The 15,398-nt window shown below is 64.8% G+C and carries 13 protein-coding genes; 1 reads left to right on the forward strand and 12 read right to left on the reverse strand.

All coding sequences use genetic code 11. The annotated features are described in order from the left end of the window. Nucleotides 1–2 precede the first annotated feature (2 nt). Nucleotides 3–749: a GntR family transcriptional regulator gene (locus tag BX591_RS04735; protein ID WP_111929571.1), complete on the reverse strand. Its 747-nt coding sequence runs from the start codon at nucleotides 747–749 to the stop codon at nucleotides 3–5. Between the two features lie 150 nt (nucleotides 750–899). Between BX591_RS04735 and BX591_RS04740 the strand changes: the two genes are divergently transcribed. Further along, complete coding sequence (locus BX591_RS04740; protein ID WP_111929572.1) at nucleotides 900–1,745, forward strand: aldo/keto reductase; 846 nt, start codon at nucleotides 900–902, stop codon at nucleotides 1,743–1,745. Between the two features lie 12 nt (nucleotides 1,746–1,757). Here BX591_RS04740 and BX591_RS04745 read toward each other — a convergent pair whose 3' ends face one another. The 11 genes from BX591_RS04745 to BX591_RS04800 form a co-directional block, all read right to left on the reverse strand. Then, nucleotides 1,758–2,237 (reverse strand): Rap1a/Tai family immunity protein, encoded by a 480-nt coding sequence (locus BX591_RS04745; RefSeq protein WP_111929573.1) that lies wholly within the window; start codon nucleotides 2,235–2,237, stop codon nucleotides 1,758–1,760. A 319-nt stretch (nucleotides 2,238–2,556) separates the two neighbouring features. Beyond that, a complete protein-coding gene (locus tag BX591_RS36345) occupies nucleotides 2,557–3,492 on the reverse strand; it encodes a hypothetical protein (RefSeq protein WP_167444497.1) in 936 nt (311 codons plus the stop codon). A 436-nt stretch (nucleotides 3,493–3,928) separates the two neighbouring features. Continuing rightward, nucleotides 3,929–6,157: an ABC transporter ATP-binding protein gene (locus tag BX591_RS04760; protein WP_111929575.1), complete on the reverse strand. Its 2,229-nt coding sequence runs from the start codon at nucleotides 6,155–6,157 to the stop codon at nucleotides 3,929–3,931. Then, on the reverse strand, nucleotides 6,154–7,029 hold the full coding sequence (locus BX591_RS04765) for an ABC transporter permease (protein WP_111929576.1): 876 nt from the start codon (nucleotides 7,027–7,029) through the stop codon (nucleotides 6,154–6,156). The genes BX591_RS04760 and BX591_RS04765 overlap by 4 nt, the downstream gene beginning before the upstream one ends. Beyond that, entirely contained in the window at nucleotides 7,026–8,063 is a 1,038-nt protein-coding gene (locus BX591_RS04770) for an ABC transporter permease (protein WP_111929577.1), read from the reverse strand. Before BX591_RS04770 ends, BX591_RS04765 begins: the two co-directional genes overlap by 4 nt. 30 nt (nucleotides 8,064–8,093) lie before the next feature. Further along, a complete protein-coding gene (locus BX591_RS04775; protein ID WP_111929578.1) occupies nucleotides 8,094–9,758 on the reverse strand; it encodes an ABC transporter substrate-binding protein in 1,665 nt (554 codons plus the stop codon). Between the two features lie 263 nt (nucleotides 9,759–10,021). Then, nucleotides 10,022–10,537: a cupin domain-containing protein gene (locus tag BX591_RS04780; protein ID WP_111929579.1), complete on the reverse strand. Its 516-nt coding sequence runs from the start codon at nucleotides 10,535–10,537 to the stop codon at nucleotides 10,022–10,024. A gap of 231 nt (nucleotides 10,538–10,768) precedes the next feature. Beyond that, nucleotides 10,769–12,874, reverse strand: a complete 2,106-nt coding sequence (fusA, locus tag BX591_RS04785) for an elongation factor G (RefSeq protein ID WP_111929580.1) — start codon at nucleotides 12,872–12,874, stop codon at nucleotides 10,769–10,771. Nucleotides 12,875–13,197: 323 nt separating this feature from the next. Beyond that, nucleotides 13,198–13,704 carry a DUF192 domain-containing protein gene (locus tag BX591_RS04790; protein ID WP_111929581.1) on the reverse strand — a complete coding sequence of 169 codons (507 nt, stop codon included), beginning with the start codon at nucleotides 13,702–13,704 and terminating at the stop codon, nucleotides 13,198–13,200. 143 nt (nucleotides 13,705–13,847) lie between these two features. Then, a complete protein-coding gene (locus tag BX591_RS04795; RefSeq protein WP_081935744.1) occupies nucleotides 13,848–14,042 on the reverse strand; it encodes a hypothetical protein in 195 nt (64 codons plus the stop codon). Between the two features lie 459 nt (nucleotides 14,043–14,501). Beyond that, on the reverse strand, nucleotides 14,502–15,071 hold the full coding sequence (locus BX591_RS04800) for a pseudouridine synthase (RefSeq protein ID WP_111929582.1): 570 nt from the start codon (nucleotides 15,069–15,071) through the stop codon (nucleotides 14,502–14,504). Nucleotides 15,072–15,398 lie beyond the last annotated feature (327 nt).

Here is a 15,398-nt window from a genome sequence, read left to right on the forward strand (position 1 = left end):
GCCTACTTCCGCAACTCCGCGACGAAGTCGTAGTAATCGTTGCGGCAATACGTGTCGGTCAACTCGATGGCCCGCTGGTCGGCGGTGTAGCCCACGCGGGTGATCAGCAGCAGCGCGTCGTTCGGCGCGATGCTCATCTGCTGCGCGATTTCGTCGCTCGCATTCACTGCGCGGAAGTGCTGCAGCGCACGCACGATCGTCAGCCCGCGCTGTTCCAGGTACGTGTACAACGAATCGCCGATCGCCTGCGGATCGGGAATCACCGCGGAAGGAAAGGTGGAGTTTTCCACCGCCATCACGATGCCGTCGGCCAGCCGCAAACGCCGCAAACGCGTGACCGCTGCAGCCGGCGACAAACCGAGTTGAATCACTTCGTCGCGATTGGCCGGCAGGATTTCGCGCGACAGCCACTTCGAACTCGGCGTGAAACCGCGCCGCCGCAACATTTCGCTAAAGCTCGACAGACGCGACAGCGGATCTTCATAGCGCGGTGTGATGAAGCTGCCCGCGCCCTGCGTGCGCCGGATCAGGCCCTGCTCGACCAGCAACGCGATCGCCTTGCGCGACGTGATGCGCGATACGCCGAGTGCCTCGGAGAGCACCCGTTCCGAGGGTAGTGCTTCACCGGCGTTCCAGCGGTTTTCGTGAATCGCGGTGCCGAGCTTGCGGGCGAGCTGCAGATACAGCGGCGTGTCGTTTTCCGGGTCCGGGCGCAGATCGCGCCAGCGGTCTTCCGAGGCAGAGGTCATGGGGCTCACGCAAGAAGGGCAAGCGGCAATTCTATGACATCGGCGCGCTGCGTTATAGCGGGCTTTTGCCTGGTGCCCGATCGAATGCCCGTTCAGCCGCTAAACTCGTCGCGTGCGTCACGCACCATTGAGCCACTTCGAGGAGTCAGCATGACGAGCGATATCGCAAGCGTGAGCCTGCCGGACGGCGAACGCATTCCACAACTGGGGCAGGGCACATGGGAGATGGGCGAAGCGCCGACCCGGCGCGCCGCCGAAATCGCCGCACTGCGCTGCGGGATCGAACTCGGCATGACGCTGATCGATACCGCGGAAATGTACGGCGACGGCGCGACCGAACAGCTGCTCGGCGAGGCGCTCGCGGGCTTGCGCGATCAGGTGTTTCTGGTCAGCAAGGTGTATCCGCATAACGCCAGCCGGCGCGGCGTGATCGCGGCCTGCGAACAGAGCCTCAAGCGACTGAAGACCGATCGGCTCGACCTGTATCTGCTGCATTGGCGCGGCTCGGTGCCGCTTGCCGAAACCGTTGAAGGCTTCGAGGCGTTGCGCCGGGCGGGCAAGATTCGCCATTGGGGCGTCAGCAATTTCGACACCGACGATATGGAAGAACTCATCGCGACACCCGGCGGCGACGCCTGCGCGACCAACCAGATTCTGTATAACGTGGCGCGTCGCGGGCCGGCGTTCGACCTGTTGCCGTGGCTCGCCGCGCACAAGATGCCGGCGATGGCGTACAGCCCGGTCGATCACGCGCGCTTGCCCAAACGCTCGCCGCTCGACGATATCGCCGACGCGCGCGGCGTCTCGGTGTTTCAGGTGGCGCTCGCGTGGGTGTTGCGCGAGCCGGGCGTGTTCGCGATTCCCAAGGCGGGGCGCGTCGAGCATGTGCGGGACAACCATCGCGCGTCGCAACTGCGGCTCGGCACCGACGAACTCGCGGCTATCGACGCTTACTTCAAGCCGCCGCGTAGCAAGCGCGCGCTCGAAATGCTGTGAGCGCGAGCGCTATCAATCGCAACCGTGGTGCAGGTGCACGGAGCCCAGCACCGCGACTTCCGCGGGCGTGTGCCTGAGCGAATCGTCGCTCACCTGCGCGGCGTCGGCGATGAAATCGTCGACGATCGACGACACCTGCGTGTTGCGCAGGCATAGCGACACGCGCTGCGTTTCATTGGCTGGCAACGCCGAACGTTGACCGAGGAACAGCACGCCGTACTGATAACCGTGGATGATGCCGCGGATCGCGCCGACACATTGACCCTGCGCGACGTTGTCGTTCTTCTGCTTGCAGGTTTGCGCGAGCGAGTAGGCGGAAAAACTGGGGTCGACCGGCGGCGCGGCTTGTGACAGCGTGGGTGATAGCGGCGCGGGTTGCGCCGGGGTTTGCGCCGGTGTTTGCGCATGAGCGAGCGATGCGAGGCCCAGCGCGGCGGTTACCAGCAGGCCGGTCGCCACGCGTGTTGCGAAGGGGGGGACGTTTCGTTGCATGTTGTGGTGCCCTCATATCGAACGTTGAATCTGATATGAGGCGATCGATGCGGTTTGGTTCCGGGCGGATACCGAGATCACCGGTTCGGGTCGACCTTGCCGGCGCGCCTGTCGACGTGCCGTGCTGGGCGTGCCGTAGCGGATTGCCGGCCGGTTGGCATGCATGACTATGCCGTCTGATCGAACCGGCCTCGTGCGGTGACGCTCGACCGGGGGATCGAGACATCACCGCCGATGCCAGCGGACAGCGCACGGTAGCCGGCTGTGTCGTCGGCGAGGGTAGGGCGCGGGGGCCCCCTACCCATGAAACGGGCGATTGCTAGTGCCCGCTTCCTCCGCCGTTGCCACCGCCGTTACCGCTGCCACCCTTGCCTCCGTGACCGCCGCCGAAGCCTCCGCCAAAGCCTCCGCCGAAACCGCCACCGAAGCCACCGCCAAAGCCACCACCGAAACCACCGCCTTTGCCACCGCTTGGGCCGCCGCTGGAGCCGCCGCAACCACAGCCTGCGCTCCCGCTGCTGCCGCTGCTGCCGCCACCGCTGCTGCTTCCACCGCCACTGCTTCCACCGCCGCTGCTTCCGCCGCCACTACTTCCACCGCCGCTGCTTCCACCGCCGCTGCTTCCGCCGCCGCTGCTTCCGCCGCCGCTACTTCCGCCGCCGCTACTTCCACCGCCGCTACTTCCACCGCCACTACTTCCGCCACCGCTGCTACCGCCGCCGCTGCTACCACCACCACCGCTGCTTCCGCCGCTATTGCCTTTACCACCCGTACCCGAAGAACTTCCGCCGCCGCTGCCCGCTCCAGCGGCGCCGCCCGCTGCACCGCCCGCGGCGCCACTACCATTCGCACCCGCGCCGCTGTTGCCGCCGCTCGCCGCGCCGTTGCTGCCGCTGCCACCGCCGTGATGGCCGCAGCCGGCAATATTGGCGTTCTCGCAGCCTTGCGGCTGGAAGATCGCGGCCGCATCGTCGGCGGCGGTCGTGTCGCCGGGCGCGGCGCCCGTTGCCGATTCGCCCGCCGTCACACCCGCCGTCGCTTCACCCGCCATCGCGCCGTCCGCTTGCGCGAGCGAGCGCGTCGTGCCGTGCGTGTCGCTGGCCGGCAGCGGCGCATCGGCGAGTACGATCCACTTCGGGATCACATCGGTCGATGCCGGATAAGCGAGTTGAGTAGCCAACGCGGTGACGCCTGCGACGATCGCCGCGCTCCGCAGGATCCCGAAGTAATACCGGTTATATCTGATGGTCTTCATCACATCTCTCCCGAGGGAACGCCGGCGCCTCGCTGCCGCCATCTCTCATGCTGATTCCGCGGCGGCGGACCTGTCTGTTGCGGGCTGCGCCGCGCCCCCGAGTCTGTTTTGCCGATACTCGTCGATCGCTCGTTGTTGTTGTTGTTGTTGTTGTTGTTGTTGTTGTTGTTTGAACCGCGCGAGCGCAGTCATTACGCCGAGATGCGCTCGCCGGTCTTTTCATCTGAATGCCCACCGGTTGCCGCGCCTCGTCGCCGGGGCGCTTGCGTTCCAATGTCTGGACACTACTTAGCGATATCCATGCCACTGACCGCAAAGCCTTGCGGCGACAGGCGTCGAATCGGGGTGTGCGATGCCGGCGTCGAAAAAACACCGGAAAACGTTTCGGCGATGAAACGCGCGGCCCCGATCTTCAGGGGCACTGCGCGATGCCGCGTTATTCGCTGCGTCCGGCGCTTTCGGGCGCGCTGTCGGCGCCGATGTCCGGGAGCGTGCCTGCGTCGTCGCGCGAGGCGGCTTGCAGGGTGCGTAGTTGATCGATAGGGATATGGCAGCGGATGCGATGCGCGGCCGCTTGCCCACCGTTCGCATCGAAGCCGCCGGCATCGGCGAACGGCGGGTCCTGCTGTTCGCAGATCGCGCCGAGCTTGCGCGGGCAGCGTGTGTGGAACACACAGCCGGACGGCGGCGAAGCCGCGCCCGGCAGATCGCCGGACAGGCGGATACGCGCGCGAGCGGGGCGGCCGCCGCCGTCGGCCCCACCGTCATGGGTGGTGTCGAGCGTCGGCACGGAAGACAGCAACGCCTCGGTATAAGGATGATGCGGCCCGCCGAACACCGCGGCCGCCGGTCCGATTTCCAGCAGCCGGCCGAGATACAGCACGGCGATGCGATCCGCCAGATAGCGCACCACGTGCAGATCGTGTGAGATAAAAACGTAACTCACGCCGCGCTCGCGCTGCAGATCGGCGAGCAGGTTGAGGATCGCGGCCTGCACGGAGACGTCGAGCGCGGAGGTCGGTTCGTCGCAGACCACCACGCGCGGTTCGCCGGCAAACGCGCGGGCAATCGCCACGCGTTGTTTGAGTCCGCCGGACAGTTGGCGCGTGCGCGAGCCGAGATAGCGCTCCGGCAAACGCACGGCGGCCGTCAGCGTGGCGAGCCGTTCGTCGATGGCGGGCCCGCGCAACGGCGTGAGCCGCGACAGCGCGCGGCCGATCAAACGCTTGACCGAATGCGCGCGATTGAGCGCCGAGTCCGGGTTCTGAAACACGATCTGTAGCGACTTGACCTGTTCGTCGTTGCGCCGCGTCACGCGCGCGGCGAGCGGCGCGCCGTCGAGTTCGAGCACGCTGCCGGCGTCCGGCGTGAGCAGGCCGAGCATCAGCTTGGCGAGCGTCGTCTTGCCGCTGCCCGATTCGCCGACGAGGCCGAGCGTCTCGCCGCTCGCGAGGTCGATTGAAACGTCGTCGACCGCGCGCAACGGGGCGCCGCCTACATGAAACGTTTTCGAGAGTTTGTCGGTGCGCAGCACGAGCGGACGCGCGTCGCCTTCGCGCGATTCGAGACGGCGTTCCTGCAACGTGGCCTCGTCGGCCTCGGCGACCTCAGCGACAGCGCGCGGCAATTCAAGCGCGCGTTCGTGGTAGTGGCAGCGCGACATCTGATCGCCATGCGCGGCGCTCACCCGGTACGGCGGCGGCGCTTCGCGGCGGCAGCGGTCGTCGGCGAGACGGCAGCGCTCCGCGTAGATGCAGCCCTGCGTGACCGAGCCCGGCAGCGGCAGGCTGCCCGCGATCGTGTCGAGCCGCTCGCTGTCCTTGCTGCGCCCGGCGGTGGGCAAGCAACGCAATAGCCCGACAGTGTAAGGATGGCGTGGCCGCGTGAAGACGTCCTGCGTGGCGCCTTCCTCGACCAGCTTGCCGGCGTACAGCACGCCGACGCGCTCGCACATCCGCCCGATCACCGCGAGGTTGTGGCTGATGAACAGCACGGCGGTGCCGAGTTCCTCGCGCAACTGCGCGACGAGGTCGAGCACTTCGGCTTCGACCGTGGCGTCGAGCCCGGTGGTCGGTTCGTCGAGAATCAGCAGCGCGGGGTTCGAGGCGAGCGCCATGGCGATCACCACGCGCTGTTGCATGCCGCCCGACAGCTGATGCGGATAGCTCTCCATCACCCGCTCGGGCGCCGCGATGCGCACGCGCTGCAGCATCTCGCGCGTGCGCTGCAGCGCTTCGTCGCGCGCGACGCCGGCCGCCTCGAACGCTTCGGAGACTTGCCGCGCGATCGTCAGCGACGGATTCAGCGCGCGCCCCGGGTCCTGATAGACGATCGAAATCGCGTTCGCACGCAGATGGCGCAGCGCGTCGGCGTCGAGCTTCTGCACGTCTTCGCCGGCAATCACGATCTTGCCCGCCTTGACCTTGCCGTTGCGCGGCAGATAGCGCAGCGTGGCCATCGCCACCGTCGACTTGCCGCAGCCCGATTCGCCGACGAGCCCATACGCTTCGCCGCGCCGCACGCGAAACGATACGTCCTGCAGCACTTCGCGATCGCGTCCGCGCATCCGGTACGTCACGGTCAGGCCGACGACGGTCAGCGCGTCGGTGCGGTCGCTCTTCGACACGTCGAAGGCGGGGAACGAGGAGGGCGGCGGTCCGTTCATCGGTCGAGCACGCCTTGCACGCTGTCGGCGATCAGATTCACGCCGACCACCAGCGAGGCGATCGCACCCGCCGCAAACACCACGGTCCACCAGGCGCCGCCGGCCATCAGCGTGTACGACTCGGAGAGCGCGAGGCCCCAGTCGGCGGAAGGCGGCTGAATGCCGAAGCCGAGAAACGACAGCGTGGCAACCGCGAAGATCGCGTAGCCGAGCCGCACGGTGGCCTCGACGATGATCGGCGGCAGCACGTTCGGCAGAATCTCCGCGAACATGATGTACGGCGCGCGCTCGCCACGCAGTTGCGCGGCGGCCACGTAGTCGAGATGGCGTTCGGCGAATACGGCGGCGCGCACGGTGCGCGCGGTGATCGGCGTGAAGGTGATGCCGATCACGAGGATCACCGTGAAGTTCGACGCGCCGACCGCGGCCAGCGCGAGCAGCGCGACGATCACGAGCGGCAGCGCGAGCACGGCGTCGATCGCGCGGCCCACCACGTTGTCGACCCAGCCTTCGAAATAGCCGACGATCAGGCCCAGGGTGGTGCCCGCCACGGTGCCGAGCAGCGTGGCCAGCGGCGCGATGGTCAGAATGTCGCGCGCGCCGACGATCACGCGCGAGAACACGTCGCGGCCGAGCTGGTCGGTGCCGAACCAGTGGGTGCGATCGGGCGGCATCAGCGAATTGAGCGGATCGGACGCATACGGATCGATCCGCACGATCCATTGCCCGGCGAGCGCACAGACGATCCACCACGCGACGATCACCACGCCCACCACGAAGGTCGGCGAGCGCAGCAGCACGCGCAATTGATCGAAGCGCGGCTCGGCGAGCGCGCGTGGGGTAGACGGTGACGGTGGGACGAGGGTGCTCATTCGGCGCTCCTCACGCGCAAGCGCGGATTGAGCAGCACGTGCAGCGCATCGGCGACGAGATTGGCCACCGTGTACACCACGCCGATGGTCAGCACACCCGCTTCGAGCATCGGAAAGTCCTTGGCCTTGGCGGCGTTGTAGATCAGCGAGCCGATGCCCTGGTAGTGGAACAGCGTCTCCACCACCACCAGCCCGCCGATCATGTAGCCGAGCTGCGTCGCGGCCACGGTAATGGTGGGCAGCAGCGCGTTGCGCAACACGTGCCGCCAGATCACGACACGGCGCGGCAAGCCCTTGAGAATCGCGGTGCGGGTGTAGTCGGCGTCGAGCGCCTCGACGGTGCCCGCCCGCGCCATGCGCGCGATGTAGCCGAAGAACACCAGTACCAGCGGCAGCACCGGCAGAATCAGATGGCGCAGTTGTTCGAGCACGCTCGCATCGGGCGGATACGACGCTTCGATCGGCAACCATTGCAGCCAGATGCCGAACACCAGAATCAGCACGATCGACGAAACGAACTCCGGCACCACGGTGGCCGACAAACCGGCAATGCTGATCGTGCGATCGAGCCAACGCCCCGCGTGCATGGCGGACCACACACCTCCCGCGATACCGAGCGGCACGACCACGATAAAGGCGAGCAGACCGAGCCTGGCCGAATGCGCGAGCGCGTCGGCGATAAACGGCCCGACCGGTTCACGATACGCGTACGACAGCCCCATGTCGCCGCGCACGAAATGCGAAATCCACTCGACGTATTGCGTGAGCAGCGGCCGGTCCGCGCCGAGCTGATGATTGAGCGCGGCAACCGCGCGCGCATCGGCGAGCGGCCCGAGCACCGCGCGGCCGATATCGCCGGGCAGCAACTGGCCGCCCGCGAACACGATCACCGACAGCAACCACAGCGTGATCAGCGACAAACCCACGCGCGTCGCGAGAAACCGCACCACGCGCGCCGCGTTGCCGCTGGAGGCCGAACGCGTGGGCGGGGTGGCCGGGGTGGGCGAGCTGGGCGGGGTCACCGTGGTCGACATCGTGAGTTCCTGCCGAAGACGCGCCGGCGCTTACGCGCTCAACACCGTGCGGTCGAAATACAGTTGCGCGAGCGCGGTGAAGCGCACACCGTTCACGCCCTTACGCATCGCGATCAGTTGATCGTAGAAGAACGGAATGACGACGGGCGTCTCGTCGAGCAGCAGCGTCTGGATCTGACCGGAGATTTTCTTCTGCGTGCCGAGATCGACCGCGGCGACGAATTGCGCGACCAGCTGATCGTATTGCGGGTTCTTGAAGTGGGCGGCGTTCCATGTGCCGGTGCTGGTGAGCGGCGCATTCAGGAACACGTTTGGCACGCCGCGATGACCATAGTCGGTGATGCCGAGCGGCGAGTCGAGCCAGTCCGATTTGCCCGGCGTGCCGGCGCCGTAATACAGCGACTGGCTCTCGACCTTCAGGTTGATGCGCACGCCGATCGCTTTCGCCGCGTTCTGCACGACCACCGCGAGATCGGGAATCTCCATGTACTTTTCGGTGGTCAGCGTCACGTCGAAGCCGTTCGGCACGCCGGCCTGCGCGAGCAGTTGCTTCGCCTTCGCGACGTCGAGCCTGCGTTGTGGAACGCCCGCATCCGACGACGGAAAAACCGGCGCGAACGGACTGTCGTTGCCGAGTTGCGCGCGACCCTTGAAGAGCCCGCGCACCAGTACGTCGCGATCGAGCGACAACGCCAGCGCCTGGCGCACGCGCTTGTCCTTGAACAGCGGACTGTCGTTGCGCATGTGAATCTGGCGGTGCGCGCTCGACTTCACGCCGACGGCCTTGTACGCCGGATTGTTCAGAATGCTGGCGCCGCCCTGCACGGTGAAGGTGCCCATCACGTCCGCCTGGTGGCCTTGCAGGGCGAGCAACTGCGCCTGTTCGTCGGCGTAGAAAGAAAACTGTACGCGTTGCGGTAACGCTTTATCGCCCCAGTAGTCCGGGTTGCGCACGAACGACGCGCCGACCTTGGCCTGATACTTTTCGAGCTTGAATGGACCGGTGCCGATAAAGCTTTTTTCGTAACCGCCCGCGTAGTTGGCGGGCAGGATCACGGCGTTGTAATTGTCCGAGGATACGTAGTACGGGAAGTTGCCGTTCGGCGCATCGAGATGAAACGCGACCGTGTGATCGTCGACCACTTTCGCGCCGCCCTTCGACAGCACGCCCTTCAACACCGAGAGCGCCGCCGAGCCGCTCGCCGGATCGGCGAGGCGGTCGAAGGTGGCGACCACGTCTTTGGCGCCGAACACCTGGCCGTCGTGGAACTTGACGTTCGGGCGCAGCTTGAAGGTCCACACGTCGCCCTTGTCGTTCGGCTTCCACGACAACGCGAGCGCCGGCTTCAGCACGAGTTTTTCGCCGTCGTCGTCGATCAGGAATTCGCCGGTCTGGTTCAGCAGCGCGAGGCTCGCGGCGTCCGTGACGGTGAGCGGATCGACCGCGCCCGCGGGCGTCAGGTGGGCCACACGGATCGTCTGATCAGACGCGGCGGCATTGCCTTGGGCACGGGCACGCGGTGCGTTCAGCACGCCGCCACCCACCAGCGACAAACCGATCACGCTCGCATAGCGCAGCAGTTCGCGGCGCGTGAGGCGGCCGGCGGCGAATTCGTCGAGAGCGTGGTGGCCGTACGCGTCGGCGCTGAGGCGGGCTGCGTCGAGGTCGGGGAATCGGTCCGTGGGAGTCTTCATCGATGGAGTGTCCAGTCCGTTTCTGCTGCCGGTTCTGAAGGACCGCACGTGACGCGCGCGAGCGGCGACGTTTGAGCGGTGAAAAAAGCGCAGCGGCGTACGCGGGGTAGCGAAAAGCTGCGTGAGACGGCTTCAGTGTAAGCGATTGCCCTGCGATCCGGCGCGCTTGCCGCGCTGCCGGGTTGTCGATTGGCGGATAAAAGGGCGGGTGTGTATCGCCATCACAACGTTCTGCGAAGCCGCCTCGCGACGGCGGCCGCAAGTCAATGATCGTGCGGATGCTTGTGAATCGGATCGACCCAGAACACGGTCTCCGGCGCCTCTACCGCGTCGATGTTCAGATTGACCACCACCGCCTCGTTGTCGCTGCGCACCAGCACGCATTCGAGCGGGTCGTCGGTGCTCGCGTTGATCTCCTGATGCGGCACGTACGGCGGCACGAAGATGAAGTCGCCGGGACCGGCTTCGGCGGTGAACTCGAGATGTTCGCCCCAGCGCATGCGCGCCTGGCCGCGCACCACGTAGATCACGCTTTCGAGCGCGCCGTGATGATGCGCACCGGTCTTCGCATTCGGATGAATCGTCACCGTGCCGGCCCAGATTTTTTGCGCGCCGACCCGCGCGGCGTTGATCGCGGCCGCGCGATTCATGCCCGGCGTCTGCGCGGTGTTGCTGTCGAGCTGATCGCCCTTGATGACCTTCACGCCGTGCTCGCGCCAATCGACCGGCGCCGCCGGTTGCTCGGCCTTGTAATGCGGATGTTCGTGATCCTGGCTCATGATGTGTCTCCTCGTGGGCGTCGATCCCGCCGATCGGCATGGCGCCGTCCTGCATTTTTGCACGTTCGCCAACGTTGGGAAACGGGTGGGTGAACGTGCTGCCGTGAATGAACCGTGAATGAAAAAAGCCCGTCCACAGGGGACGGGCTCGTTCGAGTCGTGCGCCTGTGAGCTGCCCGCTTACGCGAGACGGAACTCATGGCGCACGACGCGTGCCTGCTACCGCAGCGCTTACTTCTGCTTCGCGTTGATCACGGCTTCGGCGACGTTGTTCGGCGTTTCGGCGTAGTGCTTGAACTCCATCGTGTAGGTGGCGCGGCCCTGGGTGGCCGAACGCAGCGACGTGGAGTAACCGAACATCTCCGCGAGCGGCACTTCGGCGCGCACCAGCTTGCCGCCACCACCGGCGATGTCTTCCATGCCTTGCACCAGGCCGCGACGGCTCGACAGGTCGCCCATCACGTTGCCCATGAAGTCTTCCGGCGTTTCCACTTCGACGGCCATCATCGGTTCGAGCAACACCGGTTTGGCTTTACGCATGGCTTCCTTGAAGGCCATGGAACCGGCCATACGGAATGCGTTTTCGTTCGAGTCGACGTCGTGGTACGAACCGAAGGTCAGCGTCACCTTCACGTCGACCACCGGATAGCCCGCCAGCACACCGGCCTTCAGCGTTTCCTGAATGCCCTTGTCCACCGCCGGAATGTACTCGCGCGGAATCACGCCGCCCTTGATCGCGTCGACGAATTCGTAGCCCTTGCCCTGCGCCGCCGGTTCGAGCGTCACCACCGCATGGCCGTACTGACCGCGACCGCCCGACTGCTTGACGAACTTGCCTTCGACGTCTTCGACCTTGTTGCGCACCGTTTCGCGATACGCGACCTGCGGCTTGCCGACCGTGGCTTCCACGCCGAACTCGCGCTTCATCCGGTCGACCAGAATTTCCAGGTGCAGCTCACCCATCCCGGAGATGATCGTCTGGCCGGATTCCTCGTCGGTCTGCACGCGGAACGACGGGTCTTCCTGGGCCAGACGGTTCAGCGCAATGCCCATCTTTTCCTGGTCGACCTTGGTCTTCGGCTCGACGGCCTGCGAGATCACCGGTTCCGGGAAAATCATCTTTTCAAGGATGATCACGTTGTTCGGATCGCACAGCGTGTCGCCCGTGGTCGCTTCTTTCAGGCCGACGGCCGCGGCGATGTCGCCCGCGTACACCTCTTTGATTTCCTTGCGCTCGTTGGCGTGCATCTGCAGGATCCGGCCAAGGCGTTCCTTCTTTTCCTTGATCGCGTTGTAGACCGTGTCGCCCGAATTCACCACGCCGGAATAGACGCGGAAGAAAATCAGCTGGCCGACGAACGGGTCGGTCATGATCTTGAAGGCGAGTGCCGAGAACGGATCGGTATCGGTCGGATGACGCTCGATTTCCTTGTCGTACTCGTCGTGGCCCTTGATGGCGGGCACGTCGACCGGCGACGGCAGATAGTCGATCACCGCGTCGAGCATGGCCTGCACGCCCTTGTTCTTGAACGCGCTGCCGCACAGCATCGGCACGATTTCATTGGCGATACAGCGGGTGCGAATCCCGAACTTGATTTCCTCTTCGGTCAGCGTCTCGCCGCCGAGGTACTTCTCGAGCAGTTCCTCGCTGGCTTCCGCCGCAGCTTCGACCATCTTGTCGTGCCATTCCTTCGCGGTGTCCGCGAGCTCCGCCGGAATATCGCGGTACTCGAACTTGATGCCCTGGTTCTCTTCTTCCCAGTAGATCGCCTTCATCTTGACGAGATCGACCACGCCCTGGAAGTGCTCTTCCGCGCCGACCGGAATCTGGAGCGGCACCGCGACGCCCTTCAGACGATCGCCGATCTGCCGCTGCACGCGAAAGAAGTCCGCGCCGACGCGGTCCATCTTGTTGACGAACGCAATGCGCGGCACCTTGTACTTGTTCGCCTGACGCCAGACGGTTTCGGACTGCGGCTGCACGCCGCCGACCGAGTCGTACACCATGCAGGCGCCGTCGAGCACGCGCATGGAACGCTCGACTTCAATCGTGAAGTCGACGTGTCCCGGCGTGTCGATGATGTTGATCCGATGTTCGGGGTAGTTGCCGGCCATGCCTTTCCAGAAAGCAGTGGTCGCCGCCGACGTGATGGTGATGCCGCGCTCCTGCTCCTGTTCCATCCAGTCCATCGTTGCCGCACCGTCGTGAACCTCGCCGATCTTGTGGGTCACGCCTGTGTAGAACAGGATGCGTTCAGTGGTGGTGGTTTTGCCGGCGTCGATGTGAGCGCTGATGCCGATATTCCGGTAGCGCTCGATGGGAGTCTTGCGGGGCACGTGAACCTCCTTGGAATGGCGCGCCAGAAACGCTTGCCGGGCGGCAGTCTTGTGCTACCCGGGGAGCTGGGTGCTGCTTTACTAAGATTACTAGGATAGCGCGTCGGCCCGGCTTTTGCAGGAATCTTGCCAGGCAGGTCAGTGGCCTGCCGGCGGGGTTCCGGCGGTTGCCGTCCGCGCGCTGGCTACGATATGGGGACATGTAGCCGATAAAAAAGCCGGCGCCTGTTTGGCAGGCACCGGCTTTTCGAAAGCGGCGGGATGAAGCGGTGGGATCGGCGGGCGGCGCTGGCCGCCGCGATCGAGATGGATCGACTCGCGGCTTATTGCGCGGCCGGCAAACCCTGGATCTTCATCCCCGGTTTGATGCCCTTCGACGTGAACCAGCCTTTGCTCATTTCCAACGCGTACATGCCGTTGTTTTTCGGGCAGTGATTGTCGGTGGTCTCGGCCTGCATTTCGTCGATGTCGGTGACCGTGCCGTCGGCGCGCATGAACGCGATCGACAGCGGGATCAACGTGTTCTTCATCCAGAAGCAATGCACCGCCCGTTCGTTGAAGACGAACAGCATGCCTTCGTTCGGCGCGAGGGTCGTGCGATACATCAAACCTTGTTCGCGGTCCGCGTCGTTCGAGGCGACTGCCGCGTCGATCACGAACATGCCGGCGGTCAGCTTGGCGCGCGGAAATTCACTGGGCTGCTTCGCACCGGGCGGCATGTCCTGCGCATGAGCAGGGGCGGCGGTGCTGGCGGCGAACGAGAGCGCGGCGAGCGGCAGTGCAACGGCAACGGCGAAGCGCGCAATCAACGAGCGCATGGGAAATCGCACGGCATGACTCCTTGCTGGAAATTAACCCGCGAATGTTACGCGAGCGCGTCAAAAACAAAAAGGCAGATCGCCTTGCGGTGATCTGCCTTTCAACGCCGTAAAGAACGGCAATGAAGCTAGTTCTTGACTGCGTTTTTACAAACTTATTCCGAAGCGCCCGAAGCTGCTGCTGCTGCAGCTGCCTTCTTGTGCGACTTCTTGTGTGCTGCCTTCTTCGTGGTCTTCTTTGCCGACGAAGCTGCTGCCGGTGCCGACGCTGCTGCGACCGGTGCCGATGCTTGTGCGAATGCTGCCGTTGCGAAGAGGCCAGCGACCAGAGCGGCGATCAGTTTGTTCATTTTGAGAATCCTCAGCTTTAGTTAATTAACCAAATGACCCGGTTATGTAAGAGTCATGTCGGTAAACGTGCCATCCACCTTTCGGTTGACAGCGCATCGAACAAATTTTTCGACGCGTCTGTTTAGCGCTCAGACTCCCCGCGTCGACCGCGTGAGCGGCTTGTGCAAAGGCCCTTAAGGCTGAATGCCGGATAGCTTCGGGCGGCATCTGCGTCGAATAACGCGTGAGCTCGCAACGCGGTTGACGTAATTTTTCTGAAAAATTTATAGGCCGTCGAGCTAAAGCAAATGGAATAGTGCGAGGGTGTCGCGTGCCCACTTGTTTCACGCTTTTTTATTGGCGGTTTCACGCAATTATTTGTTTGCGAATACAACGGGTTAGTCGGCTTATCCACAGCGTTCGAGTCAGGCCCGGTGCAGCGGCTTCGATGCGCGGATTCGATCTCCGCGTTCGATGCGTCAGGCGACACCTTCCCATGGCGCCTTCAGCGGCAATTCGACGCTTTGCCCCGGTTGGAGTCCGAGTGAAAGAATGTCGAGCGCGCCGATGCCCACGCGCACGAGACGCAGTGTCGGGAAGCCGACCGCGGCCGTCATGCGGCGCACCTGGCGGTTCTTGCCTTCGGTGATCGACAACTCGATCCACGTGGTGGGGATCGCGGCGCGATGGCGAATCGGTGGCGTGCGGGTCCACAGCGTGTCGGTCGGTTCCACGTAGTCGGCGCGGCAGGGCTGCGTCACGTAATCGCCGAGGTCGACACCGCGCGCGAGTTGCTTCAACGCGACACTATCCACCGCGCCTTCCACCTGCGCCCAATAACGTTTGACGAGCTTGTGGCGTGGTTCGGCGATACGCGCTTGCAAGGCGCCGTCGTCGGTCAGGAGCAGCAGGCCTTCGCTATCGGAATCGAGCCGGCCCGCCGGATAGACGCCCGGCACCTTGACCCAGTCGGCCAGCGACGCGCGCGTCTCGTGAGGGGAAAACTGGCAGATGGTGCCGAACGGTTTGTTCAGAGCGAGCAGACGCATGGAGAGGGCTGGGTGAAAGTGGTGCGGAGTCGCGCGGCGCGGGTGAACGGCAGGCCGTGCCGCTTGGCGCCGGCAGGGCGTTGGGCCGGATAGTCAATGGCGGGATGATAATGCATAATGCGCGCCGATAAGCCTCTTGTCTTATATAAGATATAAGACTTGTGGGTCGCGGATTAGCATGTCGCGAACGCGCGGCCGACGTGCCGTCATGTTGGAAAACCCCGAGCTGCGGCGGCCGTGTTGCGCCGGCCGCGTGGGCTAGAATAACGGCCAGGCCGCTTGCAGGCGTCCGGCATTGCGCGTAGCGAGGAAGCGCCCATTTTCGCA

Source organism: Paraburkholderia bryophila (assembly GCF_003269035.1).
Classification (GTDB): domain Bacteria; phylum Pseudomonadota; class Gammaproteobacteria; order Burkholderiales; family Burkholderiaceae; genus Paraburkholderia; species Paraburkholderia bryophila.